The organism is Bacillus sp. 9.4, assembly GCF_055486415.1.
Genome location: NZ_JBVFMU010000002.1, coordinates 393,281 through 412,211, shown reverse-complemented (window position 1 = coordinate 412,211; position 18,931 = coordinate 393,281). Strand labels below are relative to the sequence as shown.

Genomic DNA, 18,931 nt, shown 5'->3' with positions numbered 1-18,931 from the left:
CAGGCAGGTGATTGTATTGGAGAATAGGCGCCAGGGCATGGTTGTGTATCTGCACTCCCTAAAGCAAAGCAAAATGCTGAGGAAGTTCGGGAATGTGCACTATGTATCAAAACGATTAAAATATGTCGTACTGTACTGTGATATGGACCAAATTGAAAAAACAATGGACAAGATTGCGTCTTACTCATTTGTGAAAAAAGTGGAGCCTTCTTATAAACCGTTTTTAAAATTGGAATTCGAGTCAAAGCTTGATAAGGCAAAAGAATACGATTATAAAATCGGCATATAGCTATAAAAAAATCCCCGCAGGCATCTGCGGGGTCCTTCTATTCCTTAATATGTTAAGGAGAAGGCAAAGGGAGAGGAGAAACCGGAGGAAGAACTTATGGGGAAACGTAAGTCTTCTCCGCGGTTGGCAACAACATCCTCTAGATGCTGTTGCTTATAGTATGGACAAGGATCATGCTGCCTATACACCTGTTTATCAAGATTAGCGTTCATTGTTTGGAAGAATGCTTTATGTTAAGATAGGATTGATTTTTTTCTATGTACATAGCGGCGTCCGGCCGAATAAAGAAACAAAATAGCTTTTAGAAAAAGTGGTGTGGAACATGAGAGTAATTTCTGGATCAAAAAAAGGCCGTTCACTAAAGGCTGTACCCGGAACATCAACAAGACCGACAACCGACAAAGTGAAGGAATCCATTTTCAATATGATCGGCCCTTATTTTGACGGGGGCAGGGGACTTGACTTATTCGCAGGGAGCGGAGGTCTTGGAATCGAAGCGCTTTCACGCGGGTTTGAGCATTGTATATTCGTTGACCGTGATTTTAAAGCGATTCAAACGGTAAAATCTAATTTGAAAACGCTGGAGCTTACAAAACATGCACAGGTATACCGCAATGATGCGGAACGTGCTTTGCACGCTGCTGCTAAAAGAGAAACCGGCTTTCGCGGAATTTTTCTCGATCCGCCGTATAAGGAACAAAAGCTGAAAGCACTTTTAACTTTGATTGACGAATATCAAATGCTGGAAGAAGACGGCTTTATCGTCGCTGAGCATGACAGAGAGGTCGAGCTTCCCGAAACCGTAGGAGATCTTGTGATGACTAGAAAAGAAACCTATGGGTTAACAGGTGTGGCGATTTATAAAAAGAGGGGGTAGTGAGGTGGCGAGTATAGCTGTCTGTCCCGGCAGTTTTGATCCGGTGACCTACGGGCATCTGGACATCATCAAACGCGGGGCGCATATTTTTGAACAAGTGTATGTATGTGTGCTGAATAATTCTTCAAAAAAGCCTTTGTTCAGTGTGGAAGAACGGTGTGAGCTTCTGAGAGAAGTGACAAAAGACATTCCGAACATAACAGTTGAAACATCGCAAGGCCTGTTAATTGATTATGCAAAAAGAAAAAATGCGAAAGCGATTTTAAGAGGCTTGAGAGCTGTATCCGATTTTGAATACGAGATGCAGGGGACATCAGTAAACCGGGTGCTTGATGAATCTATTGAGACGTTTTTTATGATGACAAACAATCAATATTCATTTCTAAGTTCAAGCATCGTAAAAGAAGTGGCGAGATACAACGGCTCGGTATCAGAGTTTGTACCGCCGGAAGTAGAGCTGGCGCTTCAGCAAAAATTCAGACAAGGATGAGGGTTTTGACTCATCCTTTTTTTGTTCCGTTTGTCAGTCTGTAAGAAAAAATGATAATGTACGTAAACAGCGCGCATAGTGTGACAGCAGGTCCGATCTGCACAAGCAGATTCCAGCCGTTTATAAAGGCAGTTGACATGTCACTGCTGTTAAGAGATTTAAATACATACTGATACGGATCATGCCATGCCGTGTAAAGAGGTTTCCATAAAAGCATGACGAAGACAGCGGCATAAACGCCCTGCAGCAAACGTGCGATAAAGAATGGTTTAAATCTAATGTCGGTTTCCGATAAAATACCTGCCACCTGAGCTTGTACGGAAAAGCCGCTAAACCCGAGAATAAAGCTGACGATAATGGCTTTTTGCAGAAGAGAAACATCTGTCTCGCTGACAAGCTTGCTGCCTAATGTAATTTCAAACATCCCTGATAAAAGCGGAATGTCCAATTGAGTCGGAAGCTGAAACAAAGTCAGTGCTCCTTTTGTGAAAACAGACAAAACATCAGTCAGCTGGACCACTGACAACAGCCGATTGAAGACAGAAAATAAAATAATAAAGCCGCCTACCATAAGAAGTGTTTGAACAGAAGACGTCACGGCGTCGCCTAAAATTTTGCCCAAGGGCCGTTTTTCTGCAAGTCTGGCGGTATGAAGAGCGTGTAAAGCATCTTTGACTGAAGGGAAAGGTATCGTTTTCTTTCTTCTGAGATGCTGCTCTTCCTTGCGGCCATAGGAACGCATTGTTAAACCGACAGCCAGATTCCCTAAATAGTGTGCAGAAGCTAATAAAATGCCCAGTGACGCGTTTTGAAAGAAACCGACGGCAACAGCGCCGAAAATAAAGAGCGGGTTTGAAGAATTGGTAAACGACGCGAGCCGTTCTGCTTCTACTCTTGAAATCTGATTTTCCTGCCGCAGACGGGCAGTGAGTTTTGCTCCCGCTGGGTTTCCTGATGCCATTCCCATAGCAAGAACGAAGCCGCCGACACCCGGCACGCGAAAGATCGGCCGCATAAAAGGCTCAAGCAAAACACCGACAAACCGCACAATGCCAAAGCCGATTAAGAGTTCGGACAGAATAAAAAATGGCAGCAATGACGGAAACACAACCTCCCACCACATAGACAGCCCGGTTTTAGAGGCTTCGAATGAGGCCTGTGGATGTGAGATGACAGTCGCTGTTAAAAAAAGAAAAAACGAGGCAATCAAAAGTGTATTAATCTTCGACAAGTTCATTCTTACCTCCCCGATGCTAAAAATGCCCAATGACATGTATATCATGATAAAATAATGTATGATGTAAAACGGCCAAGCAGTACCTGTCCTCTTGATTCTTTGTACTAATATACGAGCATAGGGGTTCAGTTTAGACCATAGAATTCGGTATACAGGGAATTCAGGCAGGAGGTTAACGCTTTGGCCAAACCTAAAATCGGGTTAGCGTTAGGATCGGGAGGGGCCAGAGGGCTTGCTCATCTCGGTGTGCTTTCCAGTTTACATAAGCACCAAATTGAAGTGGATATGATTGCAGGAAGCAGCATGGGCGCTTTGGTGGGCAGTTTTTATGCCGCCGGACATGACGTGGCAACGATGAAAAAAGTAGCCAAAGCCTTTAAACGAAGGCTTTATGCTGATTATACGGTGCCGAAGCTCGGTTTTTTAAAAGGTGACCGCGTCAGACAGCTTGTGCATGCCTATACATTCGGAAAACCGATTGAAGAGCTCCAAATCCCGCTGGGCATTGTTGCGTGTGATCTACAGACGGGAGAAAAGATTGTGTTCCGAAAAGGATCAGTGTCAGATGCAGTGAGGGCCAGCATCAGCATCCCGGGTATCTTTATTCCGCAGCGGCTGGACGGACGCCTTCTTGTAGACGGCGCGGTCGTCGATCGAATTCCGGTTTCTGTTGTGAAAGACATGGGAGCTGATATTATCATCGCTTCGGATGTTTCCAGGGTTCGAAAAACTGAAACAGCAGTGCATATTTTTGATGTGATTATGCAAAGTATGGATATACTGCAAAATGAATTAGTGCGGCATCAAACAATTGCCGCAGATATCATGATTCGCCCTTCCCTTGAAACATACAGCTCAAGCTCGTTTGCCAATATTGAAGAAATGATATCGGCAGGCGAAGAGGCGACAAACCGAATGATCAGCAAGATAAGAAAAGAAATAGAGAATTGGGAGGGCTCATAATTTGCTACGTAAAAAACATTTTAGCTGGATGCTCGTCATCCTCATACTGATCGCCGTTTTATCATTTATAAAACTTCCATACTATATTACAAAACCGGGAGAAGCGACAGAGCTTGCTTCATTGATAAAAGTGGAGGGAGGCTACCCGGAAAAAGGAAGCCTGTCCTTAATGACTGTTAAAGTGGGACCGGCTAATCCGTTTACATATGTGTGGGCAAAGATGCACCCTTATTATGAAATTGTTCCTGATGAGAGCATTAAGGAGGAAGGCGAGTCAGATAAGGAGTATATGAAAAGACAGCTCCAAATGATGAAAAGCTCGCAAGAAAATGCGGTTATAGCCGCCTATCAAAAGGCAGGAAAAAAAGTCAGCTATTCCTTTAACGGCATATACGCAAGCTCAGTTGTAGAAAACATGCCGGCAAAAGGGAAAATAGAAGTCGGTGATAAAATCATCAGCGCAGACGGCAAAAACTATCAGTCTGCTGAAAAGCTGATTGATTATATCAGCAGCAAAAAAGCGGGAGATAAAGTCACGTTAAAGATCGAAAGAGAAGAAAAAGAAAAGCGTGTCACCCTTACGTTAAAACAATTTCCTGATGAGCCGGATCGGGCAGGAATCGGAGTTTCGCTTTATACAGACAGAAACGTGAAGGTAGAGCCTGATATTGATTTTGAAATCGAAAATATTGGCGGCCCGTCAGCAGGGTTAATGATGTCTCTTGAAATTTATAATCAGCTGACAAAACCAGACGAAACAAAAGGCTATGATATTGCGGGAACAGGTACGATTGATGTTGACGGAAAAGTAGGCCCGATCGGCGGCATTGATCAAAAAGTCGTCGCCGCAGACAAAGCCGGAAAAGACATTTTCTTCGCGCCAAATCAAAACGGCGCCAGCAATTCCGATTATAAGAACGCAGTAAAAACAGCAAAAGATATTGATTCAGATATGAAGATTGTGCCTGTTGATACCATGCAGGATGCGATTGATTATTTGAATAAGCTAAAAGCGAAAAGCACCTGATTCTCAGGTGCTTTTTCTATACATTTAAAAAGTGTTGTTCATCTTCGTCATATCGAATCGGTGCATGTCCGTATTCCTGCAGGTCAAACTCAGTTCTCAGCGGCTCTTCTATCGGCAGGCTGTAAATCCTGCTTGCTTTTACGTCCAGATTGAGAGCTGGATGGGAGAAAGAGGACAGTTTGCTGACAAGCGGAACAGACAGTGCTTTTTTCTTTTCGGATAAATAAGCCTGTCCTTTTTTCGTCATGCCGAGAAGCCTGATATACGGCACCTTATCGTTGTCAAGCAGCTTTTGCATATCCTGTTTTTTTGTTCTGGTTAAAATGTGTGTATTCATCCGCTGGAGCCTTGTCCACGTATAGCGTTTTGTTTTCAGCAGCTCCATAAATTCCTGATAAGAGCTGGATTTTCTGATCGAACGAAGAATTCTGTGCTCTAAACCTTCCTCCACCTCGTATACTTGCTGTAATTCCTGTGCCGTTACAGTTGAAAGGCTGTATTTTAAGTAAGAAAAGTAGCTCTCAGGTGTATGCCACAATCCGAAAGATTTGCGGTAAGCTGCTAATTCACGTGCAGATGCAGCAGGGAGAAAACGAAGGCAAGCTTCGAGATTCTGGCCAGTCATCGCTTTTCTAATGCTTGTGGCGCTTGCGATATGGTTTTCGCCTTCAGGGAGATCGGCATCATGATAGTCCGAAGAGATGCGTGCCGTAGTATAAGGTTTCATAGGATATCCCCCGGTTAGAATCGAGGTCACATACTGGTATCCCAAAATGTTATTTGGTTTTGACAAGTCAAGTGCACTTTCAGTATGCAAAATGGAGCTGAAGGCGCTAGCCGCCGCTGCTGGGTAACTGGCCCCATTTTTAAGTTCTTCTTTAATTCGGTCATTCAATATATGTTTATGCTCATCAATAAGCTGTGCTGTTTCTAAAAAAGGCTTGATATCCCCATTTTCACTCCCGAAAAACAGCGCCTCACATTCAAGTTCGTTCAGGATTGAAACACTGCCGCGTGCAAAAATGTCTGCTTTTTGCACGGCATAAAGATAAGGCAGCTCAATGACAAGATCAACTCCGCTTTGCAGCGCCATTTTTGTTCGGGCCCATTTTGATACAACCGCGGGTTCCCCGCGCTGTAAAAAATGCCCGCTCATGACCGCCACAGCCGTGTCACATCCGGTTTGCCGCTTTGCTGTTTGGGCATGATAAAGGTGACCGTTATGAAAGGGATTATATTCAACCACCAATCCGACAGCTTTCATATTTTTTCCGCCTTTCTTGCTATGTTTAAAAACGTATGATACATTTGCAAATGAAAACTCTTACGCCTTATTTTTGTTTTAAGTGTATGCATAGCATATTCCGCTGTCAACGATACTTCAATGGCAGCATTATGCTGTAAAGAAAAAATATTGACAAAAACAATCTTAAAAGCTATAATCATGTTTGTTGCTTTCCTGAGGTGATACAAATGAAATGGACGATTTATCAGCTGCATCAAATGCCAAAACAAAGTTTTGAGTTTGATGAAACAGTTGAGTTAAATGAGCTGACAAAGCTGAATTCTGACATTCGCCGCATTTCTCCCGTCCGGGTGAAGGGCAGAGCGGATATCAAATCCAAACAGGTTTCGTTTGATTTTACAATTTCAGGCGAAATGATTTTGCCATGCTCAAGAACACTCGTTGATGTCCCGTATCCATTTGAAATTTCAACAAAAGAACTGTTTATATTTCATCACACGGATGATATAGAAGATGATGACGTTCACATTGTTGAGGACGATACTATCGACTTAACTCCGATCGTGAAAGAAGAAATTCTTTTAGAAATCCCTATGCAAATCTTTTGTGAATCTGAACAAGAAAAAGGAGCTGCTCCTCAAGAAGGAAAGGATTGGCAAGTTATTTCGGAAGAAGACAAGAAGAATCAAGTTGATCCGAGACTTGCAGCCCTTGAAAAGCTCTTAAAACAAGATGATGAATCTTAACTCTTTAAGGAGGTGGGAATAATGGCTGTACCTTTTAGAAGAACTTCTAAAATGAAGAAAAGATTGCGCCGTACACATTTCAAACTTAATGTACCTGGTATGACAGAATGTCCGTCATGCGGAGAGATGAAGTTGTCTCACCGTGTATGCAAAGCATGCGGATCATACAACGGCAAAGACATAAATGTAAAAAGTAACTAATGAGAAAAGCGCGGGGTGAAAGCCCTGCGCTTTTTCTTTTTCTCTTCCTGTCAGCTTGCGGAAAATTTGTGAGTGCAAATAGTCTATCTAATCTATTACCGGCATATGTATGAGATAAATAAGCTGACATGGAGGGAGATTGAATTTGACCATTACAAGACAAGATGCTTGGACTCAGGATGAGGATTTGCTGCTGGCAGAAGTGGTGCTTCGTCATATTCGAGAGGGAGGAACACAGCTTTCAGCCTTTGAGGAGGTTGGAAGGGCGCTGACCAGAACCGCGGCAGCCTGTGGTTTCAGGTGGAACTCGTATGTGAGAAAACAATACCAGTCAGGTATAGAGCTTGCAAAAAAGCAAAGGAAAGAACTGAGAAAGCAAATCGGCGTTCATTCGGTAAATATGCCGAATTCCATGAAGCAGACTGCCTCGGCATCGTCAGAAGGAAAACGAGATTTGTCCATTCAGGATGTCATTCAATTTCTCGAACAATTCAAAGAAGCACCGTCTGCACAAGAATTTCAGCTTGAAAGGGAAAAATTGAAGGAGCAAATCCAATCGCTGCAAAAAGAGCTTGAGGATTTGCGGAGTGAAAATCAGACATTGCGGAATCAGCTAGAGATGACAGAAGAGGATTACAAGGCACTGATCGATATCATGGATCGGGCCAGAAAAATGGTTGTTTCGAAGGAAGACGGAAGAATGAAAAAAGCGGCTCAAGAAACGTAAAGAAACGCCTGAAATGAACCGGCCCTATAGTAAGAATAGGCCGGTTGTTTTGATTTCTATGCAGACTCTCCCGGTGTCATTTCGCGATCCATATCAGGATGCCAGATAAGCGGGTTTTCCCCTTTGTCCCGCGCCATATCATACTTAACAGTTTTAAAGTTCATTTTGTTCCAAAATTCCGCTGATTTCATTCTCGGATTTGTCCGGATCGGCATTTTGAATGATTTTGCAAATTCAACCAAGGCTCTCCCGTATCCCCTGTTCTGGTAGCCCGGAAGAACCTCAAGCTTCCACAGCTCCAAATAATCCTGGCGGTTGTCAAAATAGGGATTCGATTTGCCGTTAACTTGATACAGACTCATTCGTGCTACAAGTTTATCGCCAAAATAAATTCCGTAAAAAGGCGAAGTGCTGTCATTTTCAATAATATTATCCTGAAGTTCTTCAAGCATTGAAAGCTCCTGAATGCCGTATTCTTTGAATTTCTTGAATTCTTCCAGCGTTTTATAGTTGATAAGCAGACGTTCTACCTTTGTCAAACAAATCTCCCCCTTTGTTGTTTCTACATATATTGTAAACGCTTTATTTAAAAAATCCAAATATTTAAACTTTAATTTTAAGCACATGGGATCTTTGAGAAGTAATTTCTTCTTACTTCTGCTATGATAATACGTAAATGCTAAATTGGGTGTGACATCATGAAAATTGGAATTATCGGCGGAGGCTCCGTCGGTCTTTTATGCGCCTATTATTTGTCACTTTATCACGACGTGACTGTTGTGACGAGGCGGCAAGAACAGGCTGCGGCCATTCAGTCTGAAGGAATCCGGCTTTATAAAGGCGGGGAGGAATTTAGGGCTGATTGCAGTGCGGACACGAGTATCAATTCGGACTTTGACCTGCTTGTCGTGACAGTGAAGCAGCATCAGCTTCAATCTGTTTTTTCGTCGCTTGAACGGATCGATAAGACGAATATATTATTTTTGCAAAACGGCATGGGGCATATCCACGACCTAAAAGACTGGCACGTTGGCCATTCCATTTATGTTGGAATCGTTGAGCACGGAGCTGTAAGAAAATCGGATACAGCTGTTGATCATACAGGCCTAGGTGCGATAAAATGGAGCGCGTTCGACGATGCTGAACCAGACCGGCTGAACATCTTGTTTCAGCATAACCATTCGGATTTTCCGATTTATTATGAGACGGATTGGTACCGTCTGTTGACGGGCAAGCTGATTGTAAATGCGTGTATTAATCCTTTAACTGCGTTATTGCAGGTGAAAAATGGAGAACTGCTGACAACGCCAGCTTATCTGGCTTTTATGAAGCTGGTATTTCAGGAGGCATGCCGCATTTTAAAACTTGAAAATGAAGAAAAGGCTTGGGAGCGGGTTCAGGCGGTTTGTGGGCAAACGAAAGAGAATCGTTCATCAATGCTGGTTGACGTCATTGGAGGCCGGCAGACGGAAGCTGACGCCATTATCGGATACTTATTGAAGGAAGCAAGTCTTCAAGGTCTTGATGCCGTCCACCTAGAGTTTTTATATGGCAGCATCAAAGCATTGGAGCGAAATACAAACAAAGTCTTTTGAGCTTTTTCGGTAACATGCTATACTCATTTCGGATCACTAACTATTTATTGGAGAAAGGAAGTTCTAGAAGATGCAGCTAACTGAACTTTCCATCAAAAATCAGAATGTGTTTGTACAGCACTATATAGATGGCAAAGAAGAAATGTCTTCTTTTTTTGATTACAGTATTCATCATAAGGACATGTGGCGCGAAAGACTGGAAGACTTATCTTCCCGGTTTTTCGCAAGAGAGGAATTGGCGGCGTACTTAACCTCTTACCATAATAAATTCGGTTCAAGTGCGATGCAGTCTGCTATTGAGAAGCTGAAGGACCCGTCAAGTGCCGCTGTAGTCGGCGGACAGCAGGCAGGACTTTTAACAGGACCGCTTTACACCATACATAAAATCATTTCAATCATTGTTTTAGCAAAGCAACAAGAAAAGGAACTGCAAGTGCCTGTCATACCAATCTTCTGGGTGGCTGGAGAAGACCACGATTTGGATGAGATTAATTTTGTTCACACATCTGAAGAGAATGGGCCTGTGAAAAAAAAGCTGCCTCAGTCTTATTGGAAGAAATCATCAGCAGCGAGTACATCGCTTGATCAGGAAAAGTGTGCCGCGTGGATAGATGATGTTTTTGCCGCTTTTGAAGAAACAGACCATACGAATACACTTCTCGACAATGTGAAACGATGTTTAAGGGAATCTGTTACGTTTACTGACTTCTTTGAACTGCTGATCGCGGATTTGTTCCAAGAAGAGGGCTTAGTTTTATTAAATTCTGGAGATCCGGGGATTAAAAAGCTGGAAACTGCCATGTTCCAAAAGATTCTTCGAGAAAATGATGAACTCGCCCGGGCTGTATCAGATCAGCAGGCCTTCATGCGTCAAGCAGGCTACAAACCGATTATCGAGTCCGGAAAAGAGCAGGCGAATCTGTTTTATGAATACGAAGATGAGCGTTTTTTAATTGAAAAAGATAACGGCCGATTTGTCATCAAAGAGCTTGATCTAGGATGGACGATGGATGAACTTCATACACATATGGAAGAACATCCAGAGCGTTTCAGCAACAATGTTGTAACGAGACCGTTAATGCAGGAATTTCTCATTCCGACTTTAGCATTTATTGCAGGGCCTGGAGAAATCAATTATTGGGGCGAGCTCAAACAGGCTTTTGCGGTGATGGGCTTTAAAATGCCTCCTGTCATGCCAAGGCTGAACATTACGATACTTGAGCGGCATATTGAGAAAAAACTGGCTGAACGGAATATCTCGTTACAAGACGCGATTGAGCGCGGAACGGAGAATCAAAGAGAGACATACTTCGAGCGCCAGATTCCGGAAGAATTTACGGCGGTGATGGATCAGGCGAAAAGCCAAATTGAAGCGATTCACAAAACGGTCAGGCAGGAGGCGTTAAAGGTTGATCAAAGCATGGAACCTTTACTCCTGAAAAATGCCGCTTTTATTCAGGATCAGCTTCAATTCTTAGAGCGCACGGTAACGAAGCGAATTGAAGAAAAAGAAGGCTACGTCTTGAAGGATTATGAAAGAATTCAAAATAGCATTAAGCCGCTTCTTGCGCCGCAAGAACGGATTTGGAATATCATGTATTATTTGAACAGGTACGGTCCAAAATTCTTCACGACATTCAAGAATCTGCCATTTTCTTTTCAAAATCAACATCAAGTTGTCAAACTTTGAAATAAAGTTTTAAAGAACCCTGAATAGTTCAGGGTTTTTTTTTATGGGTAAACAGTGTAAAATGAAGTTGTGGAGCGAAGTGGTGAATAGTGGTGAGTTAAGGAGAGAAAGTGGGGCAAGAGATCATGTTTATGGGTGAATATCAGCATACCATCGATGCGAAAGGCCGCATGATCGTACCCGCTAAATTCAGAGAAGGCCTAGGTGAGCAATTTGTGCTGACTAGAGGACTTGACCAATGTCTCTTCGGCTACCCTATGCACGAATGGAAACAAATTGAAGAAAAACTAAAAGCTCTTCCTCTCACAAAGAAAGATGCCCGCGCGTTTACCCGTTTCTTCTTTTCAGGGGCGACTGAATGCGAACTGGACAAGCAAGGCAGGGTAAATATCGCATCATCTCTATTGAATTACGCCAAACTGGAAAAAGAATGTGTTGTTATCGGGGTTTCTAATCGAATTGAATTGTGGAGTAAAGTAATTTGGGAACAATACACAGAAGAGCAAGAAGATTCATTTGCTGAAATTGCTGAAAACATGATTGGGTTTGATATATAATGATTCTTCGTGTATAACACTCTAAAAACAATTTCAATTCATCCTGATAAAAGGTGGGACCAACACAATATGTTTCAACACAAGACAGTACTTCTTCGTGAAACCGTAGACGGACTCAATATTAAACCAGACGGTACATATGTAGACTGCACACTCGGCGGAGCTGGGCATAGTACATACTTATTGCAGCAGTTATCCGAGAAGGGGCGTTTAATCGCTTTTGACCAAGATGATACGGCATTACAGCATGCTAAAGAAATGTTGTCCGATTATAAAGGACAGCTCATTCTGATTAAAAGCAATTTCAGGTATTTAAAAGAATGTTTGAATGAACAAGGCATTACAGAAGTAGACGGTATTTTATTTGATTTAGGGGTGTCCTCTCCGCAGCTGGATACACCGGAGCGCGGATTCAGTTACCATCATGACGCACCGTTGGACATGAGGATGGACCAGTCGGCTACGCTTTCGGCGAAAGAAGTCGTTAATGAGTGGCGCTATGAGGATCTCGTCCGTATTTTCTTTAAATACGGAGAAGAGAAGTTCAGTAAACAGATCGCCAGAAAAATTGAGGAGGCAAGAATGAAGTCTCCTATTCAAACTACGGGCCAACTGGTCGATCTAATAAAAGACGCGATTCCCGCTCCAGCGAGAAGGAGCGGCGGACATCCCGCTAAACGCGTGTTTCAGGCAATCAGAATTGCCGTAAACGATGAACTTAGGGTGTTTGAAGAAGCTTTGGAGCAGGCAATTGAGGTTCTGAAGCCAGGGGGCAGGGTATCAGTCATTACCTTCCACTCGCTAGAAGACAGAATTTGCAAAACCACTTTTAAAGAAAAGTCGTCGCTTCCGGAACTTCCTCCGGGGCTTCCTGTTATACCGGAAGAGTTTGAACCGGAGCTGAAGCTCATCACACGAAAACCGATTACGGCATCTCAAGAAGAGCTTGAAGAGAACAACCGGGCTCGTTCTGCCAAGCTTCGGATTGCTGAAAAAAGAAAATAACAAAACGCGAACGCAAAATTAAAAGGAGGTCATCAGCCTATGAGCAATTTAGCTTACCAACCAGAGAAACAGCAGCGGCATGCGATCAGTCCTGAGAAAAAAGTGATTGTCAAGAAAAGGGCTTCCATTACTCTCGGAGAAAAAGTGCTTCTTGTCCTCTTTGCTGCGGCGGTGCTCAGTGTATCGCTTTTGATCGTATCGAAGGCGTATGCGGCATATCAAACCAATATTGAGGTGCAAAAGCTTGAGGAGCAAATTTCATCCGAAAATAAGCAAATTGGTGACCTCGAAAAAAGCGTTGCTGATTTAAGCAAACCGCAGCGCATTATGGACATTGCGAAAAAGAACGGCTTGAATTTAAAAGATAAAAAAGTGAAAAACATACAGGAATGATTCAAATGCCAAAAAAGAATAAATTTATGAATAGAGGAGCAGCGATTCTAAGTATTTGTTTCGCTCTCTTTTTCTTTGTCATCCTGGGGAGAATGGCATATATTCAAATAACCGGAAAAGCGAATGGCGAAGTGCTTGCGACAAAAGCGACAGAGCAGCATGAAAAGAAACGGACCATCGAAGCGAGCCGCGGCTCGATTTTAGACCGAAAAGGAAAAGTCATTGCAGAGGACACAGCGACGTATAAACTGATTGCGATTCTCGATAAAAAAATGACCACTGATGTCAAGCATCCTCAGCATGTTGTAAACAAAGAAAAAACGGCGGAAGCATTGTCTAAAGTGATAAACTTGGACAAGGCCGACATCCTTGATATCTTAAATAAGGAGAATGCAAAACAAGTCGAGTTTGGCTCAGCTGGCCGGGATATTACGTATTCACAAAAGCAAAAAATTGAAAAAATGAAACTCCCGGGCATTTCATTTTTGCGGGATACAAAACGCTACTATCCAAACGGAGTATTTGCATCTAATCTAATCGGCTATGCCGAGGTTGATGAAGAAACAAATGAAATTTCCGGCGCGATGGGATTAGAAAAAGTGCTGGATAAGTATTTGAAGGAGCGGGACGGATATGTGACATATGAAAGCGACAAATCCGGCTGGGAACTCCCAAACAGCAAAAACAAAATTACCGCGCCAAAAAATGGTGACAATGTATATTTAACCATTGACCAGAAAATTCAAACCTTTTTGGAAGACAGCATGACAAAAGTGGCGCAAAAGTATAATCCGAAAAAAATCATGGCCGCAGTTGTCGATCCGAAAACAGGCAAAGTCCTTGCTATGGGACAGCGCCCAAGCTTTGATCCGAACAAGCGCGATGTGACAAACTACTATAATGATTTGATTTCATATGCGTATGAGCCCGGATCCACGATGAAGATCTTTACACTCGCTGCTGCGATGCAGGAAAACGTGTTTAATGCGAACGAACAATATAAGTCAGGGACCTATAAAGTTGGCGGCGGAATAGTATATGACCATAACAGAGGTGTAGGTTGGGGCCCTATATCTTTCAAAGACGGAGTACTTAGATCCTCTAACGTAGCTTTTGCCAAATTAGCCAATGAAAAGTTGGGGTTTGATCGTTATAATGAATATTTGCATAAATTTGGTTTTTATCAAAAGGCAGGAATCGATCTGCCGGGAGAAGCATCAAGTAAAATGAACTTTAAGTATGATTACGATAAAGCTTCAACTGCATACGGTCAAGCATCCGCAGTCACCCCGATTCAGCAGCTAGAAGCTGCGACTGCCGTCGCAAATGATGGCAAAATGATGAAGCCTTATGTCATTGATCATATTGTTGATCCTGATACGAAGAAAACTGTTTATCAAAATAAACCGGAATCTGCAGGAACACCGATCTCTGCCAGTACAGCTAAAAACGTGCGTAATATCCTAGGAGATGTCGTTTCATCAGACATTGGAACCGGACGCCCTTATAAAATTGAGGGATTTGACGTGGCTGGGAAAACAGGTACAGCACAAATTGCAGGAACAAATGGTTATTTAAAGGGGCGGGATAACTATATTTTTTCATTTATGGGAATGGCTCCTAAAGATAATCCGGAGCTGTTGATCTATGTTGCGGTACAACAACCGCAATTAGAGGATGATGAAACCGGTTCAGAACCAGTATCAGAAATCTTCAACCCGACAATGAAAAACAGCCTGCACTACCTAAACATAGAGCCAACTGAAAAATCTGACTCAGATAAGGAAGAAACAAAAGCGCAGACAATGCCTGATTTAACAGATCAAACGGTAGCTGCTGCTCAAAAGAAAGCAGAAGAGGAGAATCTCACACCAATTGTCATCGGCAGTGATGTCGCTGTAAAAGAACAGTATCCGAAAGCGGATGAGGAAGTTCTCACCAATCAAAAGGTCTTCCTGAAAACGGGCGGCAAAATCAAAATGCCTGATATGACAGGGTGGTCGAGAAGAGAGGTTCTTCAGTACGGCGAGCTCGCGGGAATTCATATTGAAGTAAACGGGCAAGGCTACGCTGTCAGCCAAAGTGTTAAGAAAGACAAAGAAATCAAAGACAAAACCGTAATCAAGGTTAAGTTTAAAAATCCTGATTAAAAAGAAAGCCTGCGTTATGCAGGCTTTCTTTTTTTATGCCTTCAGAGGAGCATCGTTCTACCTGTCCAATTTCAGGCATAAAATGAAACAAGCCTAAATAAGGAGTGAACGGTCTCTTGCGCGTCTCGAATGTAACGGTTAGAAAACGTTTATTATTTGTTTTGCTTTTTGGCGTGATCGTGTTTCTGATCATTGATACAAGGCTGGGGTATGTTCAGTTTGTGATGGGCGAAAAACTGACTTCGCTGGCGAAAGATTCCTGGAGCCGTAACTTGCCGTTTGAGCCGGAGAGAGGCGAGATTCTGGATCGGAATGGTGTGAAGCTCGCAACAAATAAAAGTGCGCCGACCGTATTCGTCGTGCCGCGCCAAGTTCAGAATCCGATGAAAACGAGCAAGCAGCTTGCGGCGGTGCTCAACATGTCAGAAGAAAAAGTATATAAACATGTGACAAAAAAAGCGTCAATCGAAAAGATCACTCCTGAAGGGAGAAAAATTTCAAATGAGAAGGCGAAAGAAATCAAAGCGCTTGATTTAAAAGGTGTGTATGTTGCGGAGGACAGTATCCGTCATTACCCGTTCGGCAGCTTTTTATCTCATGTGCTTGGATTTGCAGGAATTGACAACCAAGGACTCCTTGGATTGGAAGCCTATTACGACGATGATTTAAAAGGGGAAAAAGGTTCTGTTAAGTTTTATACAGATGCCAAGGGGAAGAAGATGCCTGATGAAGCGGATGACTATACGCCGCCTAAGGATGGGCTTGATATGAAGCTGACGGTTGATTCAAAGGTCCAGACGATAATGGAAAGAGAGCTTGATAACGCTGAGGCCAAATATCATCCGGACGGCATGATTGCCGTAGCCATGAATCCGAAAAACGGAGAAATTTTGGGGATGTCTAGCAGGCCTGACTTCGACCCTGCTGATTACCAATCTGTTGATCCGTCCGTCTACAATCGAAATCTGCCAGTATGGAGCACGTATGAACCGGGATCTACCTTTAAAATTATTACACTTGCAGCAGCCCTTGAAGAGCAAAAAGTAAATTTGAAACGGGATCAATTTTATGATAAAGGGCATGCGGAAGTGGACGGAGCGAGACTGCGGTGCTGGAAAAGAGGCGGGCACGGGCTGCAGACGTATCTGGAAGTTGTGCAGAACTCCTGCAACCCGGGGTTTGTTGAATTAGGCGAGCGCTTAGGAAAGGAAAAGCTTTTCAAATATATCAAAGACTTTGGTTTTGGACAAAAAACGGGGATTGATCTCCAAGGCGAGGGAACAGGCATCTTATTCCCGCTTGAGAGAGTGGGCCCGGTGGAGCAAGCAACTACGGCTTTCGGACAGGGAGTATCCGTCACGCCGATTCAGCAGGTTGCAGCAGTATCCGCCGCTGTAAACGGAGGAACGCTCTACACACCTTATATTGCAAAGGAATGGATCGATCCTGTTACGAAGAAAACGGTCAAAAAACAATCACCAATCGCAAAGAAACAAGTCATTTCTGAGGAAACATCCAAACAAATCCGCTATGCTCTAGAAAGCGTCGTCGCAGAAGGCACCGGCCGCAATGCATTTGTAGAAGGATATCGTGTCGGAGGAAAAACGGGGACTGCGCAAAAGGTTAAAGATGGAAAATACCTCGAAAACAACCATATTGTATCATTTATCGGTTTCGCGCCAGCTGATGATCCGAGTCTAGTCGTCTACGTTGCGGTGGATAACCCGAAAGGCACGATTCAATTTGGCGGAACGGTTGCAGCGCCTATTGTCGGAAATATTATGAGAGACAGCCTGCCGGAACTTGGTGTGAAGCCCCGGAAAAATCAAATCGAGAAAAAATACCAATGGAACGACACAAAAACAATAGAAGTTCCGAATGTTGTAGGGATGTCTGTCTCAGATCTTGAGTCACTATTGGTGAATCTCAATGTGGATGCTTCCGGGAAAGGGAGCAAAATCGTTAAACAATCGCCAGCTGCCGGAACGAAAGTAAAAGAAGGCTCAAAGATACGCGTGTATTTGACTGAAGAAGATGAAAAGGAGGCAGCCGATTGATTCGGACTGCCTATTCTTTTATTGCAGAAAAAATGCTGATATCTTTCAAGATTAGCTGGATGTATCCTTTTATTTACGCTAAAATATGAACTGTATGCTTAAAATCATTACCACATCATTTGATGTGACTTCAATGATAAAAAGAACGAATTAGAATGTTGAGAGGTTTGATACGATGAAACTTACAAAGCTGCTTACATACTTAACAACCGAACCTTCTGTAAACGACTCACAAGACCCTGAAATAACTTCAATTGAGATGGACTCCAGAGAAGTAAAGAAAGGGAGTCTTTTTGTATGTGTAAAAGGGTATACGGTGGATGGCCACGATTTTGCGCAAAAAGCAGTAGAAAACGGCGCAGCGGCTATTGTGGCAGAAAGAGAGGTCGATGTGAATGTTCCTGTTATTATTGTCCGGCAGTCACTTCGCGCGCTCAGCGTTTTGTCTGATGCGTTTTACGGACAGCCGACGAAGAAGCTTCAGCTGATTGGCATAACAGGGACAAACGGCAAAACATCAACAACCCACATGGTCGATGAGATTCTGAAAAAAGCGGGAAAACGCACAGGCTTGATCGGTACAATGTACATGAAAATCGGAGACGAAACACTTCCTGTTAAAAACACGACTCCGGAAAGCGTCACGCTGCAGAAAACGTTTAAGAAAATGAATGACAAGCACGTTGACACTGCAATCATGGAGGTTTCTTCCCACGCTTTGTCTTTAGGGCGCGTCCATGGCTGTGATTATGATATTGCCGTGTTTACGAATTTAACACAGGACCATCTGGACTATCATAAAACGATGGATGAGTACCGGCATGCAAAAAGCTTGCTCTTTTCCCAACTTGGCGGGGCTTTCAACCACGAACATCCAAAGCGTGCCGTCCTGAATGCTGACGATGAGGCGAGCGCTTATTTTGAAAAGGTAACAGCTGCGCATATCTCTACATACGGAATTAAAAACGATGCTGATGTGATGGCGAAGAACATCAGTATCACTGCACAGGGCACAAGCTTTGATCTCGTGACAAACAAAGGCACGAAGCACATCACGATGTCTCTCGTCGGACAATTTAATGTGTATAACGTGCTGGCCGCTGTTGCGACATGTATTGCAGCAGGCATACCGTTTGAAATCATCACTGAGGCTGTTGAAGAATTGCATGGTGTAAGAGGCCGTTTTGAATTGGTCAATCAGCAGCAGGAGTTTCCTGTCATTGTAGACTACGCGCACACACCGGACAGCCTTGAAAATGTGCTGGAGACATGCAGAGATATGACGGAAGGAAAGCTATTTGTCGTTGTCGGCTGCGGAGGAGACAGAGATAAGACGAAGCGCCCGAAAATGGCTAAAATTGCTGTGGAGCTGGCTGACGAGCCGATTTTCACGTCAGATAACCCGAGAAGCGAAGATCCTCGCGCGATTTTAAGAGATATGGAAGCCGGAGTAGAGAACACATACTATCACAGTATTGCAAACCGCGAGCAGGCGATCTTTTTCGCAATTGCCAATGCCAAAAAAGGCGACGTTGTCCTCATTGCCGGAAAAGGACATGAAACCTATCAGCAGATCGGAAATGAAACTTTCGATTTTGATGATGCTGAAGTAGCGGCGAGAGCCATTGTTGAACTCAATAAGAATAAGACGAATTCATAGGAAAGAGATGTTACTGAATAA

At 43.3% G+C, this 18,931-nt stretch carries 20 protein-coding genes; 16 read left to right on the top strand and 4 right to left on the bottom strand.

What is annotated here, in order from left to right:
- Window positions 1-16: 16 nt before the first annotated feature.
- The 3 genes from ACZ07B_RS08600 (at window position 17) to coaD (ending at window position 1,656) form a co-directional block, all read left to right on the top strand.
- Window positions 17-289, top strand: coding sequence for a YlbG family protein (locus tag ACZ07B_RS08600; RefSeq protein WP_009967171.1), 273 nt, complete (start codon window positions 17-19; stop codon window positions 287-289).
- A 322-nt stretch (window positions 290-611) separates the two neighbouring features.
- Complete coding sequence (gene rsmD / locus ACZ07B_RS08595; protein ID WP_015483196.1) at window positions 612-1,166, top strand: 16S rRNA (guanine(966)-N(2))-methyltransferase RsmD; 555 nt, start codon at window positions 612-614, stop codon at window positions 1,164-1,166.
- Window positions 1,167-1,170: 4 nt separating this feature from the next.
- Window positions 1,171-1,656, top strand: coding sequence for a pantetheine-phosphate adenylyltransferase (coaD, locus tag ACZ07B_RS08590; protein ID WP_003245283.1), 486 nt, complete (start codon window positions 1,171-1,173; stop codon window positions 1,654-1,656).
- 10 nt (window positions 1,657-1,666) lie between these two features.
- Here the strand turns inward: coaD and spoVV are convergent, their stop codons facing one another.
- Window positions 1,667-2,893: a dipicolinic acid transporter SpoVV gene (gene spoVV, locus ACZ07B_RS08585; protein ID WP_003245492.1), complete on the bottom strand. Its 1,227-nt coding sequence runs from the start codon at window positions 2,891-2,893 to the stop codon at window positions 1,667-1,669.
- Between the two features lie 180 nt (window positions 2,894-3,073).
- Between spoVV and ACZ07B_RS08580 the strand changes: the two genes are divergently transcribed.
- Window positions 3,074-3,856, top strand: coding sequence for a patatin family protein (locus ACZ07B_RS08580; protein WP_003232221.1), 783 nt, complete (start codon window positions 3,074-3,076; stop codon window positions 3,854-3,856).
- Window position 3,857: 1 nt separating this feature from the next.
- Complete coding sequence (gene ddcP / locus ACZ07B_RS08575; RefSeq protein WP_014476730.1) at window positions 3,858-4,883, top strand: protease DdcP; 1,026 nt, start codon at window positions 3,858-3,860, stop codon at window positions 4,881-4,883.
- Between the two features lie 16 nt (window positions 4,884-4,899).
- Here the strand turns inward: ddcP and ACZ07B_RS08570 are convergent, their stop codons facing one another.
- A complete protein-coding gene (locus ACZ07B_RS08570; RefSeq protein WP_336804969.1) occupies window positions 4,900-6,147 on the bottom strand; it encodes a nucleotidyltransferase in 1,248 nt (415 codons plus the stop codon).
- Window positions 6,144-6,329, bottom strand: coding sequence for a hypothetical protein (locus ACZ07B_RS08565; protein WP_003232215.1), 186 nt, complete (start codon window positions 6,327-6,329; stop codon window positions 6,144-6,146). Before ACZ07B_RS08565 ends, ACZ07B_RS08570 begins: the two co-directional genes overlap by 4 nt.
- A gap of 27 nt (window positions 6,330-6,356) precedes the next feature.
- Here ACZ07B_RS08565 and ACZ07B_RS08560 point away from each other — a divergent pair, with 27 nt between their 5' ends.
- The 3 genes from ACZ07B_RS08560 to gerR all read left to right on the top strand — a co-directional run bounded on the left by ACZ07B_RS08560 (window position 6,357) and on the right by gerR (window position 7,803).
- Window positions 6,357-6,875 (top strand): YceD family protein, encoded by a 519-nt coding sequence (locus ACZ07B_RS08560; protein ID WP_014479718.1) that lies wholly within the window; start codon window positions 6,357-6,359, stop codon window positions 6,873-6,875.
- Between the two features lie 21 nt (window positions 6,876-6,896).
- Window positions 6,897-7,076: a 50S ribosomal protein L32 gene (rpmF, locus tag ACZ07B_RS08555; protein ID WP_003154457.1), complete on the top strand. Its 180-nt coding sequence runs from the start codon at window positions 6,897-6,899 to the stop codon at window positions 7,074-7,076.
- Window positions 7,077-7,221: 145 nt separating this feature from the next.
- A complete protein-coding gene (gene gerR, locus ACZ07B_RS08550; protein WP_015383592.1) occupies window positions 7,222-7,803 on the top strand; it encodes a sporulation specific transcriptional regulator GerR in 582 nt (193 codons plus the stop codon).
- A gap of 56 nt (window positions 7,804-7,859) precedes the next feature.
- On the opposite strand, the gene ACZ07B_RS08545 is transcribed toward gerR, so the two are convergent.
- Window positions 7,860-8,342 (bottom strand): N-acetyltransferase, encoded by a 483-nt coding sequence (locus tag ACZ07B_RS08545; protein WP_003244940.1) that lies wholly within the window; start codon window positions 8,340-8,342, stop codon window positions 7,860-7,862.
- 159 nt (window positions 8,343-8,501) lie between these two features.
- Between ACZ07B_RS08545 and ACZ07B_RS08540 the strand changes: the two genes are divergently transcribed.
- From ACZ07B_RS08540 to ACZ07B_RS08505, 8 genes are all read left to right on the top strand, one after another.
- Window positions 8,502-9,398 carry a 2-dehydropantoate 2-reductase gene (locus tag ACZ07B_RS08540; RefSeq protein WP_212129480.1) on the top strand — a complete coding sequence of 299 codons (897 nt, stop codon included), beginning with the start codon at window positions 8,502-8,504 and terminating at the stop codon, window positions 9,396-9,398.
- 70 nt (window positions 9,399-9,468) lie between these two features.
- On the top strand, window positions 9,469-11,088 hold the full coding sequence (gene bshC, locus ACZ07B_RS08535; protein ID WP_017694820.1) for a bacillithiol biosynthesis cysteine-adding enzyme BshC: 1,620 nt from the start codon (window positions 9,469-9,471) through the stop codon (window positions 11,086-11,088).
- Window positions 11,089-11,213: 125 nt separating this feature from the next.
- Entirely contained in the window at window positions 11,214-11,645 is a 432-nt protein-coding gene (mraZ, locus tag ACZ07B_RS08530; protein WP_003221402.1) for a division/cell wall cluster transcriptional repressor MraZ, read from the top strand.
- Window positions 11,646-11,714: 69 nt separating this feature from the next.
- Window positions 11,715-12,650 carry a 16S rRNA (cytosine(1402)-N(4))-methyltransferase RsmH gene (rsmH, locus tag ACZ07B_RS08525; protein ID WP_015383596.1) on the top strand — a complete coding sequence of 312 codons (936 nt, stop codon included), beginning with the start codon at window positions 11,715-11,717 and terminating at the stop codon, window positions 12,648-12,650.
- Between the two features lie 39 nt (window positions 12,651-12,689).
- Window positions 12,690-13,043: a cell division protein FtsL gene (gene ftsL, locus ACZ07B_RS08520; RefSeq protein ID WP_003232200.1), complete on the top strand. Its 354-nt coding sequence runs from the start codon at window positions 12,690-12,692 to the stop codon at window positions 13,041-13,043.
- 5 nt (window positions 13,044-13,048) lie between these two features.
- A complete protein-coding gene (gene pbpB / locus ACZ07B_RS08515) occupies window positions 13,049-15,193 on the top strand; it encodes a penicillin-binding protein 2B (RefSeq protein ID WP_464877102.1) in 2,145 nt (714 codons plus the stop codon).
- A 116-nt stretch (window positions 15,194-15,309) separates the two neighbouring features.
- Window positions 15,310-17,250 (top strand): stage V sporulation protein D, encoded by a 1,941-nt coding sequence (locus tag ACZ07B_RS08510; RefSeq protein WP_003245048.1) that lies wholly within the window; start codon window positions 15,310-15,312, stop codon window positions 17,248-17,250.
- A gap of 175 nt (window positions 17,251-17,425) precedes the next feature.
- Window positions 17,426-18,910 (top strand): UDP-N-acetylmuramoyl-L-alanyl-D-glutamate--2,6-diaminopimelate ligase, encoded by a 1,485-nt coding sequence (locus ACZ07B_RS08505; protein WP_464877101.1) that lies wholly within the window; start codon window positions 17,426-17,428, stop codon window positions 18,908-18,910.
- Window positions 18,911-18,931 lie beyond the last annotated feature (21 nt).

Coding starts and splice junctions, on each gene's coding strand:
- rsmD (WP_015483196.1), top strand. CDS start 612: ATGAGAGTAATTTCTGGATCAAAAAAAGGCCGTTCACTAAAGGCTGTA.
- rpmF (WP_003154457.1), top strand. CDS start 6,897: ATGGCTGTACCTTTTAGAAGAACTTCTAAAATGAAGAAAAGATTGCGC.
- bshC (WP_017694820.1), top strand. CDS start 9,469: ATGCAGCTAACTGAACTTTCCATCAAAAATCAGAATGTGTTTGTACAG.
- ACZ07B_RS08505 (WP_464877101.1), top strand. CDS start 17,426: ATGAAACTTACAAAGCTGCTTACATACTTAACAACCGAACCTTCTGTA.
- ftsL (WP_003232200.1), top strand. CDS start 12,690: ATGAGCAATTTAGCTTACCAACCAGAGAAACAGCAGCGGCATGCGATC.
- ACZ07B_RS08570 (WP_336804969.1), bottom strand. CDS start 6,147: ATGAAAGCTGTCGGATTGGTGGTTGAATATAATCCCTTTCATAACGGT.
- spoVV (WP_003245492.1), bottom strand. CDS start 2,893: ATGAACTTGTCGAAGATTAATACACTTTTGATTGCCTCGTTTTTTCTT.
- ACZ07B_RS08560 (WP_014479718.1), top strand. CDS start 6,357: ATGAAATGGACGATTTATCAGCTGCATCAAATGCCAAAACAAAGTTTT.
- mraZ (WP_003221402.1), top strand. CDS start 11,214: ATGTTTATGGGTGAATATCAGCATACCATCGATGCGAAAGGCCGCATG.
- pbpB (WP_464877102.1), top strand. CDS start 13,049: ATGCCAAAAAAGAATAAATTTATGAATAGAGGAGCAGCGATTCTAAGT.
- rsmH (WP_015383596.1), top strand. CDS start 11,715: ATGTTTCAACACAAGACAGTACTTCTTCGTGAAACCGTAGACGGACTC.
- ACZ07B_RS08540 (WP_212129480.1), top strand. CDS start 8,502: ATGAAAATTGGAATTATCGGCGGAGGCTCCGTCGGTCTTTTATGCGCC.
- ACZ07B_RS08565 (WP_003232215.1), bottom strand. CDS start 6,329: ATGATTATAGCTTTTAAGATTGTTTTTGTCAATATTTTTTCTTTACAG.